13 protein-coding genes are annotated in these 12714 nt (G+C 62.7%); 12 read left to right on the plus strand and 1 reads right to left on the minus strand.

Annotated features, from left to right (window positions below):
• Positions 1 to 12 precede the first annotated feature (12 nt).
• Both FGL65_RS02825 and FGL65_RS02830 read left to right on the plus strand, forming a co-directional pair.
• Complete coding sequence (locus FGL65_RS02825) at positions 13 to 1242, plus strand: ABC transporter permease (RefSeq protein WP_147819558.1); 1230 nt, start codon at positions 13 to 15, stop codon at positions 1240 to 1242.
• A gap of 102 nt (positions 1243 to 1344) precedes the next feature.
• On the plus strand, positions 1345 to 2103 hold the full coding sequence (locus FGL65_RS02830) for a substrate-binding periplasmic protein (protein ID WP_147819559.1): 759 nt from the start codon (positions 1345 to 1347) through the stop codon (positions 2101 to 2103).
• 46 nt (positions 2104 to 2149) lie between these two features.
• Here FGL65_RS02830 and FGL65_RS02835 read toward each other — a convergent pair whose 3' ends face one another.
• Complete coding sequence (locus tag FGL65_RS02835; RefSeq protein WP_222705815.1) at positions 2150 to 2914, minus strand: dimethylarginine dimethylaminohydrolase family protein; 765 nt, start codon at positions 2912 to 2914, stop codon at positions 2150 to 2152.
• A 124-nt stretch (positions 2915 to 3038) separates the two neighbouring features.
• On the opposite strand from FGL65_RS02835, the gene FGL65_RS02840 reads away from it, so the two are divergent.
• From FGL65_RS02840 to FGL65_RS02880, 10 genes are all read left to right on the plus strand, one after another.
• On the plus strand, positions 3039 to 3659 hold the full coding sequence (locus FGL65_RS02840) for a TetR/AcrR family transcriptional regulator (RefSeq protein ID WP_187170505.1): 621 nt from the start codon (positions 3039 to 3041) through the stop codon (positions 3657 to 3659).
• Positions 3649 to 4158, plus strand: a complete 510-nt coding sequence (locus FGL65_RS02845; RefSeq protein ID WP_147819562.1) for a DUF2867 domain-containing protein — start codon at positions 3649 to 3651, stop codon at positions 4156 to 4158. The genes FGL65_RS02840 and FGL65_RS02845 overlap by 11 nt, the downstream gene beginning before the upstream one ends.
• Before the next feature lie 102 nt (positions 4159 to 4260).
• Complete coding sequence (locus FGL65_RS02850; RefSeq protein WP_147819563.1) at positions 4261 to 4890, plus strand: TetR/AcrR family transcriptional regulator; 630 nt, start codon at positions 4261 to 4263, stop codon at positions 4888 to 4890.
• Between the two features lie 6 nt (positions 4891 to 4896).
• Positions 4897 to 5658, plus strand: a complete 762-nt coding sequence (locus FGL65_RS02855) for an efflux RND transporter periplasmic adaptor subunit (protein WP_250645554.1) — start codon at positions 4897 to 4899, stop codon at positions 5656 to 5658.
• Positions 5628 to 5993 (plus strand): efflux RND transporter periplasmic adaptor subunit, encoded by a 366-nt coding sequence (locus tag FGL65_RS18430; RefSeq protein ID WP_250645555.1) that lies wholly within the window; start codon positions 5628 to 5630, stop codon positions 5991 to 5993. Before FGL65_RS02855 ends, FGL65_RS18430 begins: the two co-directional genes overlap by 31 nt.
• A gap of 15 nt (positions 5994 to 6008) precedes the next feature.
• On the plus strand, positions 6009 to 9200 hold the full coding sequence (locus FGL65_RS02860) for an efflux RND transporter permease subunit (protein WP_147819564.1): 3192 nt from the start codon (positions 6009 to 6011) through the stop codon (positions 9198 to 9200).
• Positions 9201 to 9322: 122 nt separating this feature from the next.
• A complete protein-coding gene (locus tag FGL65_RS02865) occupies positions 9323 to 9799 on the plus strand; it encodes a KdsC family phosphatase (RefSeq protein ID WP_147822649.1) in 477 nt (158 codons plus the stop codon).
• 88 nt (positions 9800 to 9887) lie between these two features.
• On the plus strand, positions 9888 to 11327 hold the full coding sequence (locus tag FGL65_RS02870) for a DNA integrity scanning protein DisA nucleotide-binding domain protein (protein WP_147819565.1): 1440 nt from the start codon (positions 9888 to 9890) through the stop codon (positions 11325 to 11327).
• A 35-nt stretch (positions 11328 to 11362) separates the two neighbouring features.
• Positions 11363 to 11593: a competence protein ComEC gene (locus FGL65_RS02875; protein WP_187170506.1), complete on the plus strand. Its 231-nt coding sequence runs from the start codon at positions 11363 to 11365 to the stop codon at positions 11591 to 11593.
• 67 nt (positions 11594 to 11660) lie between these two features.
• The gene (locus FGL65_RS02880; RefSeq protein WP_187170507.1) at positions 11661 to 12683 is read left to right on the plus strand and encodes an HD-GYP domain-containing protein; all 1023 of its coding nucleotides are present in this window, start codon (positions 11661 to 11663) and stop codon (positions 12681 to 12683) included.
• The last annotated feature ends 31 nt before the right edge of the window (positions 12684 to 12714 follow it).

Genomic DNA, 12714 nt, shown 5'->3' on the forward strand with positions numbered 1-12714 from the left:
AGAGAGTTGGAGATGTCCCTTCCCCTGAACCTGAGCATAGCCCTTTCCTCTTTGGCCACGCACAAGGTGCGCGCCATTCTGGCCATGCTCGGGGTCTTTCTCGGGGCCCTGGCCTTTACCGGGGTGCAGCACGTTTCCAAGATCATGGTCCGCAAGGCGGTCATCGAAACCGAAAAGCTCGGCCCCAACTTCTTTGTGGTGCTTGCGGGTCAGGTGCGTTTCCGGCGCAATGGATCGGTGGGTGTCCGCAACGACATGGCCAATTTCCGTCTCGGCGACGCCCGGGCCATCATCGACGGCGTGCCCTCGGTGCTCTCCGGGACGCCCTATGCTTATGGCTCCTTTTTGATCAAGGGCGGCGGCAACGCCCTGACGGCGCAGGTTTTCGGCACCTGGCCCACTTGGCCTGAGGTGCGCAGCATCAAGCCCATGCTCGGCCGCTACTTCACTTCGGAGGAGCTGGAAAGTCGGGCCATGGTCTGCACCATGGGCGTCACCATTGCCGAGCGTCTCTTCGGCGGCGCCGAGGCCGCCCTGGGCCGGACCGTGCTCATCTACCGCGCTCCCTACAAGGTCATCGGCATCATGGAGCCCAAGGGGCGCGATCTGGTGGGGGACAACCAGGACGAGTTCATGTTCATGCCCCTGACCACCTACATGCGCCGGGCCAGCAACCAGGATTTTCTCAACGGGGTTTCCCTGCGCCTGGCCAAGGGAGCGGACATCGGCCTGGTGGAGGAGGCGGCCCGGGATATCCTTCGCACGCGGCATCGGATCAAGCCCGGCCAGCCCGACGACTTTGGCCTGCTTGCGGCCAGAGACACCATCAAGCTCCAGCGCGAGGCCCTGGATCTCATGAGCACCCTGGGCCTGATCACCTCCGTGGTTTCCTTTGGCGTGGGCGGCATGGGCATTCTTTCCATCATGATCCTGGTGGTGCGCGCCCGCAGGGTGGAGATAGGCATCCGCAGGGCCGTGGGCGGCAAGCGCAGCGATATCATCCGCCAGTTCCTGTTCGAGTCCGGGCTCATGGCCGGGGTGGGCGGCCTGTGCGGGGTGATTGCCACGGTGATGCTGGTGTTCGGGCTGCACAAGGGGTTGGACCTGCCTCTGATCATCGATCCCTCCAGCCTGCTGCTGACCTTGATCGGCTCCTGCCTCATCGGCCTGGCGGCGGGCGCCTACCCGGCCTGGCAGGCCGCGCACATCGAGATTCTCGACGTTCTCAAGAGCGACGGCTGATCCGACATCTTTCCCTTCTCTCCAGACAAAATAACCGACTTGCATACGGAATTATGCTCAGTATGATGAAGGAAACGGCCCATTGCGCCGTGGGAGAGCGTCATGAAGAAGGTTCTGCGACTACTCTTTCTTGCCATACTCGGCCTCTTGCTGCCGGTGGGGGCGGCCCTGGCGGGCAGCACCATCATGGTGGCCACGGACTACTGGCCTCCCTTCCGCATTGAAAGCGAAGACATTCGCGGCATCGACCCGGACATTCTGCACGAGGTGGGCAAGCGCATGGGCGTGGAATTCGTCATGACCCGCATGCCCTGGGCCCGCTGCCTCGAGGAGATGCGGCGGGGCGGGGTGGACATGATGAGCGGCCTGGCCAAGACCCCGGAACGGGCCGAATACATCCAGTACAGCGATGTCGTCTATTATGCCTGCGCCCCGGCCTTTTATGCCCGGGAGGGGACAAAGGCGGCCCGTGTTTCCACCTACGCGGGGCTGCGCGATTTCAGCATCGGGTATACCCGCAGCTCGGCCTACTTCGAGCCCTTTGATTCGGACAAGACGCTGCACAAGATGGCCGGGAACAACGAACACCAGCTTTTGCGCATGGTCAGCGAGGGCCGCTGGGACATGCTCATCGGCACGGACTGCCAGGTGGACTATGATCTGGCCCGCATGGTCGGCACGGAAAATCTAGTCAAGGTCGCCTACCGCCCGGAACAGCGGGTCAATCTGTACATGGGATTTTCCAAGCGCTCGCCGTTTCGCAAACGCATGGGCGAGTTCGATGCGATCCTCCGGGACATGCTCGCGAACGGGGAGATCTCCAGGATTGCCTCCAGGTACCTGAAGGTCAGCGCCAAGTAGAGGAACATGGCCGCGCAACGGGCCGCGCCTTTTTTCCCCGCCTTATTCAGAATCGCAAGGACAGGCAGGTCAGGCCGCCGTCCATCTTGCGGAATTCGGATGTGTCCACGATTCGTATTTTCGCCCCCATATTGCTCACCAGTTTTAGTGTCCGGGGAAAGCCTTCGGGCACCAGCAAGGTCTCGTTCACCAGCAGGCAGTTGGCCGCATAGGCCTCGTCGCCGGGTACGGTGATCACACGATAATCGCGGAATTCCGGCCGCGCGGCCAGGGCCGCGGAAGCCAGCACCGTGTCTTCGGCCACCGCGTTGATGTCGGTCTTGAGGTGCAGGCCTGCGGCAAGGGGCACGGGCACGGCCCGGTACCCGAAACGGTCCACGACGTCCTTGAACTGCTCGAAGCCCGCCCGGTTGGTGCGGCTGGTGATGCCCACGAAAAAGGTTTTGCCCATGAGCAGCACGTCGCCGCCGTCCAGGGTGCCGGGCGCTTCAATGGGGAACACGTCGCCGTATTGTTCCAGCTCCGGCCGCATGGCTGCGGCCTCTCCCGTGCGCGACGGCGCCCCGGGAAGGGCCAGCACCGCAGCGCCGTCCCCCGGCAGCATTACGGCAGGGTCCTCCACGAACACGGAATCCGGATATTCGGGCAGGGCGTCCAGGATTTGCACGCTCAGGCCGGCTTCGGTCAGCGCCGCGCAATAGTCCTTGTGCTGGGCCAGGGCCGTTTCGAAATCGGGCGCGCCCAGGGCGGCGGTGGTCAGACCCTGGGACATGGACTGTGGCGGAATGCGGGTAATGGCTCGGGAAAACATCACGATACTCCTCCTTTATGTGCCTTGCGACTATGGCACAGGGCGCAGGTGCGGACAAGATTGACAGAGGAGCGGAACCGTTTTATGAACATGTTCAGTGAACGTGTTCATGAAAGAGGAAAACATGAGATCAAAGCGAGAGCAGGGCAAGATTGAAACCCGGCGAAAAATCTTCGAGGCGGCCAGGGCCGCCTTCCTGGAGCAGGGGTTCGAGGGAACCACCATGCGGGATGTCGCCGCGCGGGCCGGGGTGGGGCTGGGCACCGTGAACCTGCATTTCAGGGACAAGTCATCGCTTCTTCACGAGGTGTTCTATGGGGAGATCGAGCGCAAGGCCTTCGAGGCCGTTGCCCATGTCCCGGACGCTCCCCTGGAGGAGCAGCTCGTCCACCTGCTGAACGAGGAATACAGGTATTACGAGGAGCAGCGGGTGGCCCTGACCCATTGGGTCAAGGAATCCTTTTTCATCGCCGGGCACTGGGGGAGCAGGTACGAGGAGCAGCTCTGGCGCTATGCCGGAGAGGTGGCGAAGCTCTTCGAGTCGGCCCGTGATCGCGGCGAGATCAAGCCGGAAACCGACTGCGGGGTTGCGGCCATGTCCTACATTTCCCACTACATGATCGGGCTGGTCATGGGCGTGCGCAAGGAGCCGTTCAACCGGGAGGAAGTCATGAAAACCGTGGAGCCCATGGTCAGGATGCTCGCCCGTGGGCTACGCAGCAAGGAGGCGCGCCATGAGTCTTGATTATTCCTGGACCATCCCGGCCTTTCGGGAGCGCATGGCCGGTGCGGATCATGTGGATTCCCACGACATCGAGGGCGACCTGCCGTTCAAGCGGCAGCTGGTGCGGGCCATGAACTGGGCCCCGGCGTGGGTGAAGTTCCTGTACAAGGTCCGCAAGGTCGTGGCCCGCGTCATGGGCCTGGAGCACGACGACGCCTATGGCTACCAGCGCTTTGACGAGGCCTCCTTTCCCATGCGGCCGGGCGAGATGGCCGGCCCCTTTGAAGTGGTCGCGGCCCGGGAGGATTCCTTCTGGATGGCCCGGGCCGAGGACAGGCATCTGGCCGGATACATCTGCATGGCCGTGGAGGAACTGGGCCAGGGGCGCAGGAAATACCACTGCACCACCATCGTCTGTTTCCGCAACTGGCTGGGACCTGTCTATTTCAACCTGATCCGCCCGTTTCATCATCTCATTGTGCGCGGCATGTTGCGCGAATCTGTCAGGCGCGACAGCTGAAAACTCCGTAATGGCTTGGTTGCTACATGTAAAAAAATGTAAACGGCGTTAAAGATTGTGAACACTGTTTACGCGATAATTGAATCCTGATAGTCCGAACCTATGGCAACAAGCAAACGAGTCAGCAAGGAGCAGGAGCGCAAGCGGCGTCTCATTCTGGAGGCGGCCAAGCGCCTTTTCGCCAAGGAAGGGTTCGACAACGTCTCCATGCGGCGCATCGCGGCCGAGGCCGACTACAGCCCGGCCGCCATCTACCGCTATTTCCGGAGCAAGCGCGAGATTCTTTCCCATCTGCGCAACCAGGGTTTTGCCGAGTTCAGCAGCAACCGCGCCTATCTGGAGGAGTCCCTTTCGCCCGAGGAGCTGCTTCGGGAGGCGGGCAGGAGCTATATCCGTTTCGCCATGAACAACCCCGACGATTTTCACCTCATGTTCTGTACCTCCTGTCGCGAGGTGGACCTGGAGGGGGAACTGGCCGGGGCGTCCCTGGAGTCCTACAGGCGTTTTCGCTCCATGGTCGGCAGGGTGGTGGAAAGCGGCTATTTCGGGGACGCGGATGAAGAGGCCGTGGCCTTCGGGCTCTGGGCCGGGGTGCAGGGGCTTGCCAGCCTGATCACCAGCGGCCGGGCCCAGATTTTCAGCGAAAGCGACGTGGACGATCTTATGGAGCGCGTCTTGCGTTTCCTGCGCCGTCCCGCGGGGACAGGGGATAGATCTCAAGGAAAAAGGTGATTGGTCATGAAGAGGATACTGGTTTTCATGCTGGCGGCCGGAGTGCTGCTTTTTGCCGGTTGCGGAAACGGCGACAAGGAGGCCGGGGCCCAGGAATCCCCGAAGCCAGAGGCGGCCGTTTCCGGGGAATCGGTTGCTTCCGTTGAGAAGCGTCCCGAAACGCCGGCTTCCACCGAGACGTTCATGGTGCGGCCCGCGGCGCGGAACGCCACGCTCACGGCCTTTACCCGCGCCCGCAACTCCATGACCCTGGTGAGCGAGGTTTCGGCCCGCGTGGAAAGGGTGCCCACGGACGTGGGCGACGTCATCGGGGCGGACGGGGTCTTTGCCTACCTGGACGCCACCTTCATCCAGCTGGACCTGGACAAGAACCGGGCCGACCAGCAGCGGCTCAGGAGCGACGTGGTCTATTTCGGCAAGGAAAAGGGGCGCTACGACGAACTGGTCAAGCAGAAGACCGCTGCCCAGTCCACCCTGGACAGCTTCGCCCGCGATCACACCACCTCGCTGCAGCAGCTCAAGGCCCTGCAGATCGAGGAAAAGCGACTCATGGAGCAGCTGGACCGCCACACCCTCAGGGCTCCGGCCGGGTGGAAGGTCACCGAGCGCTACATCGAGCCCGGCGAATGGGTGAACGTGGGCGACAAGGTTGCCGAGCTGGGCCGTTATGACGTGCTCCTGGTCCCCTTGCCCTGGGTAGCGGAGAATACCGCGCCCTCAAGGACATGGGTGCGGACGTGCCCCTGCTGCTGCCCGAACTGGGCATGACGGTCCATGCACACGTGGAGCGCGTGTCTCCGGGGTTTGATCCCGAGACCCGCAAGATCAACGTGGACCTGCAGATCGACAAGGGCGATTTCGAGTTCCGGGGCGGGGTCCGCACCGAGCTGACCCTGGACCTGCCGGATCCGGGCGGGTCCGTGCTGGTGCCTGCGAGCGCACTGGTCAAGGCCTACGAGGAGCATTTCCTGGTGCTGCCGGACAAGGAGCGTGTTCGCGTGGTGCTGCTGGGCTCGGGGCCGGACAACACGCGCCGCGTGACCTCGCCGGACGTGCGGCCGGGTGACGAGTTCCTGAAATATCCCTCCGGAAACGGCTCGTAAGCGGGGAGCTTGGGCATGAGCAGCAAACCCTCCAGCCCGGTCAAAGGGCTCATTGAATTCACCCTGCGCCAGAAGGTGTTCGTCAACCTGGTCTTCATCATCCTCATGGTGGTGGGCGTGTTCTGCGTTTTTGACCTGCCCGTGGAGCGCTACCCTGACGTGCAGATGGGCAAGGTCATCATTTCCACCTACCTGCCCGGGGCCAGTCCCTCCGAGGTGGAGGCCCTGGTCACCCGCGAGATCGAGGACGCCCTGGACGACCTGGAAAACGTGGAGTTCATCCGCTCCCGTTCCTACCGTGAGCGCTCCAGCATCATGGTCAAATTCCTGGACGATACCGATTACGACAAGTTGTATGACGAATTGCGCTTCAAGGTGTTGTCGATCCAGAACGATCTGCCGGAAAGCGTGGACCCGCCGAGCTTCATGGTCATCCGCGTCAGCGAGTGGCTGCCGGTCATTAACGTCAACCTGGTGGGAGAGCGCTCCAACCGCGCCCTTTCCCTCATGGCCGACGAGCTCAAGATTCCCCTGGAACGCATCCCCGGTGTCAAGGAGGTCCAGATAGACGGGGAATACACCCGTGAATTCCACGTGAGCCTGGACCCCGGCAAGCTTATGCAGCACGGCGTGACCTTCGACGACGTGGCCGATGCCCTGGCCAACGCCAACATAGCCGTGCCCGCGGGGGATTTCGTCAGCGATTCCGGCGAATACGTGATCCTGGTGGACGAGAAGTTTCGCAACCGGGAAAAGATCGCGGAAACCGTGGTGCGCAGGGACCTGGACGGCTCCTTTGTCACCGTGGGCGACGTGATCAGCCGCGCGGGCCTGGACTACCGCGATCCGTTCGTCATTTCCACGGTCAACGGGGAGCAGAGCGTCAGCGTCAAGGTGGTCAAATCCCCGGACGGCAATTCCCTGGATATCGAGGAGGCGGTCAAGAAGGTGGTGGCCGACTTCAAGCCCGTGCTGGACAAGGAGGGCGTCAGCGCGGTCTACAGCCAGAACCAGCGGGTCTACATCGACGACAACATAAGCACCCTGGGCTCCAACCTGCTGGTGGGGATCACCCTGGTCTGCATCTGCATCTGGATCGTCATGGGCTTCCGCAACGCCATGCTTACCACCGTGGGCGTGCCCTTCTCCTTTCTGGTGACCATGATCATCATGTGGATCACCGACAATTCTCTCAATGAAATCACGCTGTTTTCCTTTGTGCTCGTCTCCGGGATCATCGTGGACGATGCCATCGTGGTGGTGGAGAACGTCTATCGGCATCTGCAGGAGGGCAAGGACCTGCGCAGTTCGGTCATTGACGGCACCAGCGAGGTGTTCGTGCCGGTCATTGCCGCGACCTCGACCACGGTGGCGGCCTTCCTGCCCATGCTGATCATGACCGGCTCCACGGGCGAGTTCTTTGCCCAGGTTCCCAAGGCGGTCACTTTTGCCATCGTCGCCTCCCTCGTGGAATGCCTGTTCATCCTGCCTCCGCACTTCTATGACTGGCCCGGGGCCCGGCGGCTCAAGAGCGAGGCCCGGGAGCACGCGGTCAAGGAGGACCCGAAGTTCCTGGTGCGGCTCCGCGAGATCACGGACCGGCTGCTGCGCCTGACCCTGCGCCACCAGTGGAAGAGCCTGGGGGCGGTGGTCGTGGCCTTTGTCATGGCTCTGGTCATCCTGGGAATCTCCATGGCCGGGGTCGTGCCGCTCATCCGCATCAAGTTCTTCCCGGACGAATATTCCCTGTATTACGTGAGCATGCGCGGGCCCGTGGGCACGCCCGTGGAGTCCACCTCGCGCAAGGCCGGGGAGATATCCCGCGAGATCCGGGGCTGGGGCGACGGCATGTCCAAGTCCTGCTCGGCCCTGGCGGGCATGGACATCAACACCGACTACGAGAACATCTTCAGCTCCAACCTGGGCATCATTATCGTGGAAATGCCGGACAAGGAGCAGCAGTCCTTTCAGGACAACCCGGACAACGATCCGCAGCTCATGCTGGAGTGGGTGCGGGAAAAGCTGGGCCACCACAAGGCCGAGGGCTGGGAGCTCAAGGTCTGGCCGGAGCAGGGCGGACCTCCTGCGGGCCGGGACGTGAACATCCGCGTGCTGGGCTCCAACGCCGAGGCGGTCATGGCCCTGCAGGCGGATATCCTGGCCTGGCTCAAGGCCAACAGGAAGATCGCCCCCTATCTCATCGACCTGAGCGCGGACACGGGCACGGACAACCGCATCTTCCGGTTCAGCCCGGACCCGCTGCGGGTCTCGGAATTCGGCCTGACCACGTCCAAGGTGGCCTCCCTGGCCGGGAGCGTGCTGGACGGCCGGTTCGTGGGCAAGTTCCGCATGGCCGACGAGGATATCGACCTGCGGCTCAAGGTGGACTCGCGTTTCCTGGAAACCCCGGAGGACGCCCTGGACATCCCGGTGCTGGAACACGAGTCCGGCCCGGTTCGCCTGGGGGATCTCTGCGGGGTGGAAACCTACCGGGAGCCCGGGCAGCTCAACCGCTTCCAGGCCCAGCGGGCCATCACGCTCACCGCGGACATCCGGCCCGGCGCGCCCGTGACCACGGCCACCATCGTGCATGACGTGAAGCGCTACTACGCGAGCATCCAGGACAAGTATCCCGGAGCCGCCGTGAACTTCTCCGGCGAGTTTGAGAGCACGGGCAAGTCCTTCACATCATTGGCCTATGCCTTCCTGATCGCCCTGATGATCATGTACACGATCCTGGCCTGCCAGTTCCAGAGTTACACCCAGCCCGTGATCATTCTCTCGGCCGTGGTCTTCGCGCTGACGGGCGTGGTCTTCGGCACCTTCCTGACCCGCTCCCTGTTCACGGTCAACAGCTTCATCGCCACCGTGGGGGTCACCGGCGTGGTGGTCAACGACTCCCTGGTGCTGCTGGACTTCATCAACAAGCTCCATGCCCGGGGCATGAGCCGTCTGGAGGCCATTCGCGAGGGTGTGCGCATCCGGCTGCGGCCCATTCTCATGACCACCCTGACCACCACCCTGGGCCTCTTGCCCATGGCCCTGGGTATACCGTATTACTCCCTGGTCTGGGGCACCATGGCCACCACCTTCGTCACCGGCCTGTGCGTGGCCACCACCCTGACGCTGTTCATCATCCCCGTGGAATGGGATCTGATGATGCGCTTCACGGAATGGAAGAAGCGGAGGAGAGTCAAAGGAAATTAGCGGCTGTCCATAAGGAGCCGGTTGCGGCGTTGCTGCGGAATTGACGTTTCCTGGCGCTTTGCACTTGAACCCTTCTGAACAGCCTCTTTCATGGAACAATAAAGGAGCAATTCGTGCAGAACATGCAGGCGTTGAAAGATATCAGGCTCGTGGTCTACGACTTTGACGGGGTCATGACCGACAATCGGGTGCTGGTCCGCGAGGACGGCATGGAGTCGGTCATGTGCAACCGCAGCGACGGCCTGGGCATCGGCATGATCCGCCGCCTGGGCGTGGAGCAGGTCATCCTGAGCACCGAGGAGAACCCCGTGGTCCTGGTCCGGGCAAGGAAAATCAGACTGGAGGCCGTGCACGGCTGTGCGGACAAGCAGGCCGGGCTGCACGAGCTCGCCAAGGACCGGGGCGTGCCCCTGGATCAGATCCTGTACGTGGGCAACGACACCAACGACCTCCAGGCCATGCGTCTGGCGGGCATTGCCGTTGCTCCGGCCGATTCCCATCCCGAGATCCTGGCCGTGGCCCATCACGTCACCTCGGCCAGGGGCGGGTACGGCGTCATCCGAGAACTGGCCGACCTGTTTATAAAGGCATACGCCTAGGCTTTCTGGACATTCTCTTGCGTTTGCGGGTAAGTCGGTAGGAATCAGTTCCGATTTATCCGCAAGCGCCGACCCGACGGGAGGGAGAATGGCCGGAAACCGCCTGAACAATTCTTTCGAGAACATCTGCGTTTTTCATATCCTCGACGGGCTGCGCGACGGCCTGTCCCATTTTTCCGATCCCAGCCGCGCCGCCCTCATCTATACCACGGGCCAGGACGCCCCTCCGCGCATCTACGACCCCCAGGACCTGCTGCGGGGCCATGAACCGCGCCTGCAGGAGTTCTTCTTCAGCGCCCTGGACTGGCGCGGCGCGCCCGTGGAAGGCGGGGAGATCCATTTTCTGGAGGACGAGCTTTACAAGGCCCTGGAGCTGGCGGGCATCATCTCCTTCGGGGGCCGCAGCAACGAGGTCCCCTTCCAGCTCTGGTTCACCGAGGAGCATCCGGACATGTGCAACGTGGGGCCCACCCGGTGCTGGCTGGAATACGCGGTGCGCCTCTTTGCCCAGAACTTCGACATCCGCAACGTGACCAACATCGACACGGCCGGGTACCTGCTGCAGAACTGCGCCATTCACGCGGTGCGGGACTTCATCGTGGACGAGCGCAGCCGCATGGGCTGGCTGGATACGCGCATTCGGGTCTATCCCTTCCTGGACGCGGTGCTGGGCATTTCCCGTACCAAGGAGGAGGGGGCCTGGCCGCGCGGCCGCCTGGTGGTGGTGGAGCCCAGCCAGCTGGGCGCGGTGCCCTTCATCTGCACCTTCCCGCCCCATGAACGGCCCCTGCAGTGCGATTTCAAGCACGTGCGCAAGGTGCTCCAGGCCGTGGAGTACTCCGGGCGGGTGCTGGTCTCGGACGGGGAAAGGATTGTGGGCATTGCTCTGGGGCGCATGCCCGGGGCCTACCTGGCCGCCCAGTTCAGCGGCACCCACGGGTTCCTTATGCTTCGGGACCAGCTCGTGTGCACCTTTTCCGACGGCAGTTTCCATTCCTCCAACCGCAAGGCCAACCTGGTGCAGCTCGAGGAACTGCTCCTGGAATCCACCATGCCCATCGAGGACCACCACACCATGATGCGGGTGGTCACCAGTCTGGTGAACCGGGTGCGGGACCGTCGGCACGGCTGCACCCTGATCATTGACCTGGGGCACATGATGGTGCCCACCGCGGGCCAGCATTTCGACGAGCCCCTGGACCTGCGCGACCCGGCCCACATCAAGCTGGCCAGCTCCCTGGCCAAGCTCGACGGCGCCCTGCATATCGGCGCGGACCTGAAACTGCACGGTTTCGCCTGCCTCATGGACGGCCGGAGCGTTCCCGGGGAAAACCGGGGCAGGGGCGCGCGTTTCAACTCGGCCCTGCGCTTCACCTCGGAGAACGAGGACCTCATCGTCATCGTGGTTTCCTCGGACCGGCCCGTGTCCATCATCAAGAACGGCATTGAACTCACGGCCGCCTGCGACTTCGCCCAGATCAAGGGCTGCCCCACGCCGCCCCTGCTTTCTGATTGGGTCGTGGGCTAGTTGCGGATGTTTGCGGATCATTGGAGATTGATGCGGTGAACTGGCTGGAAAATCCCCTTGTCTGGATCGCGCTGCTGCCAGCCCTGGCCGCCACGGGCGTGCTTTACCAGATGGTCATGGGCCTGTTCTCCTGCTGCGGCACCTTCCGGCTCCAGGGACGTTCCATCCGGTTGCGGTGGTGGATGATCCCCGCGCTTTCCTCGGCCGCGGCCCTGCTCTGGACCGTAGTTATTATTCTGGCCGTTTTCACGGACGTTTCCCTATAACCCCATCGACAATCCCCATTGCGGGATGTACTTTGCAGGAAATATTCCTGAAAAAGCACGAGGACGCATGGCCAAGGATACTCCCACACGTCATCTGGACGATGACGAACTGCCGGAGCAGTTGAACATCGAGGAATTCAATCAGGTGGACCCCGGTCCCCTCGAGTGTTTTCCCAAGCGTGCACTGCCCCTGGATCTCTTTCACTACAAGGAGGAGATCAACGTGCTTGTGCCCTTGTACAAGGCGGGCAGGGAGCTCAAGGCCACGGAGCGCAAGGAGTTCCGCGAGCTGTCCCGGCGCGGCAGGCTGTTCTTTTCCCGCAACCAGCAGAAGGAATACGTGGAGTGCCTGGAGGGCAACCTGGAAGTGGCCATGGACGACCCCAACCTTTCGGCCGGGGACGTGGCCCACATCTTTGCCGAGGCCCTGGTGCTGCAACAGGAGGAACTGTACGCCAACCCCAAGGCGGACCTGATGGAGCTCCTTTTTTCCGGGCTGGAGCTTTTGTCCGTGTTCCTGGGGGTGGATAGGAACAACGCCCGGCACCTGGTGGAGAACGTGCATCGCAACCGCACCCGCCAGCGCCTGCACTCCAATGCGGCCTTCATGGCCCTGGCCCTGTACATCCGGGTGAACGACAACCGCGTGGTGGTGGATTCCATGCCGTTCACCGCCCTGGCCTTTTTCCTCTACGACATCGGCATGAACAAGATATCCAGGCTGGTCTCGGACAAGCCCGGCCAGCTCAGCCCGGACGAGATGCGCCGCATGAAGGAGCACCCGCGCTGGGGCATGGACATCATCGACAGGCTCGGCCTGCACCGTTCCGACGTGAAGGAGCCAGCCCTGCAGCACCACGAGCGCGTCGACGGCAGCGGATATCCCACGGGTCTGCGCGGGGTGGAGATCGGCGATCTCGGCCGGGTCATGGCCGTGGCCGACTCCTACGTTTCCATGATCACGGACCGGCCGGATCTGCCCGGCAAGGACCCTGTCGAGGCCGCAGCCGAGCTGGTGGGCAGGGACAAGGCCTTCGACACCAAGGTCTGCAGGATCCTGGTCCAGTATCTCCAGGAAATCCGCTGCTAGGATTTCCCTTTCCCTCCACTTACTTAGGCTT

The organism is Salidesulfovibrio onnuriiensis (genome assembly GCF_008001235.1).
Taxonomy (GTDB): domain Bacteria; phylum Desulfobacterota; class Desulfovibrionia; order Desulfovibrionales; family Desulfovibrionaceae; genus Pseudodesulfovibrio; species Pseudodesulfovibrio onnuriiensis.

Bases quoted from the DNA above. Each gene is read 5' to 3' on its own strand.
- FGL65_RS02825 (WP_147819558.1), top strand. From the start codon at position 13: ATGTCCCTTCCCCTGAACCTGAGCATAGCCCTTTCCTCTTTGGCCACG.
- FGL65_RS02830 (WP_147819559.1), top strand. From the start codon at position 1,345: ATGAAGAAGGTTCTGCGACTACTCTTTCTTGCCATACTCGGCCTCTTG.
- FGL65_RS02835 (WP_222705815.1), bottom strand. From the start codon at position 2,914: ATGTTTTCCCGAGCCATTACCCGCATTCCGCCACAGTCCATGTCCCAG.
- FGL65_RS02840 (WP_187170505.1), top strand. From the start codon at position 3,039: ATGAGATCAAAGCGAGAGCAGGGCAAGATTGAAACCCGGCGAAAAATC.
- FGL65_RS02845 (WP_147819562.1), top strand. From the start codon at position 3,649: ATGAGTCTTGATTATTCCTGGACCATCCCGGCCTTTCGGGAGCGCATG.
- FGL65_RS02850 (WP_147819563.1), top strand. From the start codon at position 4,261: ATGGCAACAAGCAAACGAGTCAGCAAGGAGCAGGAGCGCAAGCGGCGT.
- FGL65_RS02855 (WP_250645554.1), top strand. From the start codon at position 4,897: ATGAAGAGGATACTGGTTTTCATGCTGGCGGCCGGAGTGCTGCTTTTT.
- FGL65_RS02860 (WP_147819564.1), top strand. From the start codon at position 6,009: ATGAGCAGCAAACCCTCCAGCCCGGTCAAAGGGCTCATTGAATTCACC.
- FGL65_RS02865 (WP_147822649.1), top strand. From the start codon at position 9,323: ATGCAGGCGTTGAAAGATATCAGGCTCGTGGTCTACGACTTTGACGGG.
- FGL65_RS02870 (WP_147819565.1), top strand. From the start codon at position 9,888: ATGGCCGGAAACCGCCTGAACAATTCTTTCGAGAACATCTGCGTTTTT.
- FGL65_RS02880 (WP_187170507.1), top strand. From the start codon at position 11,661: ATGGCCAAGGATACTCCCACACGTCATCTGGACGATGACGAACTGCCG.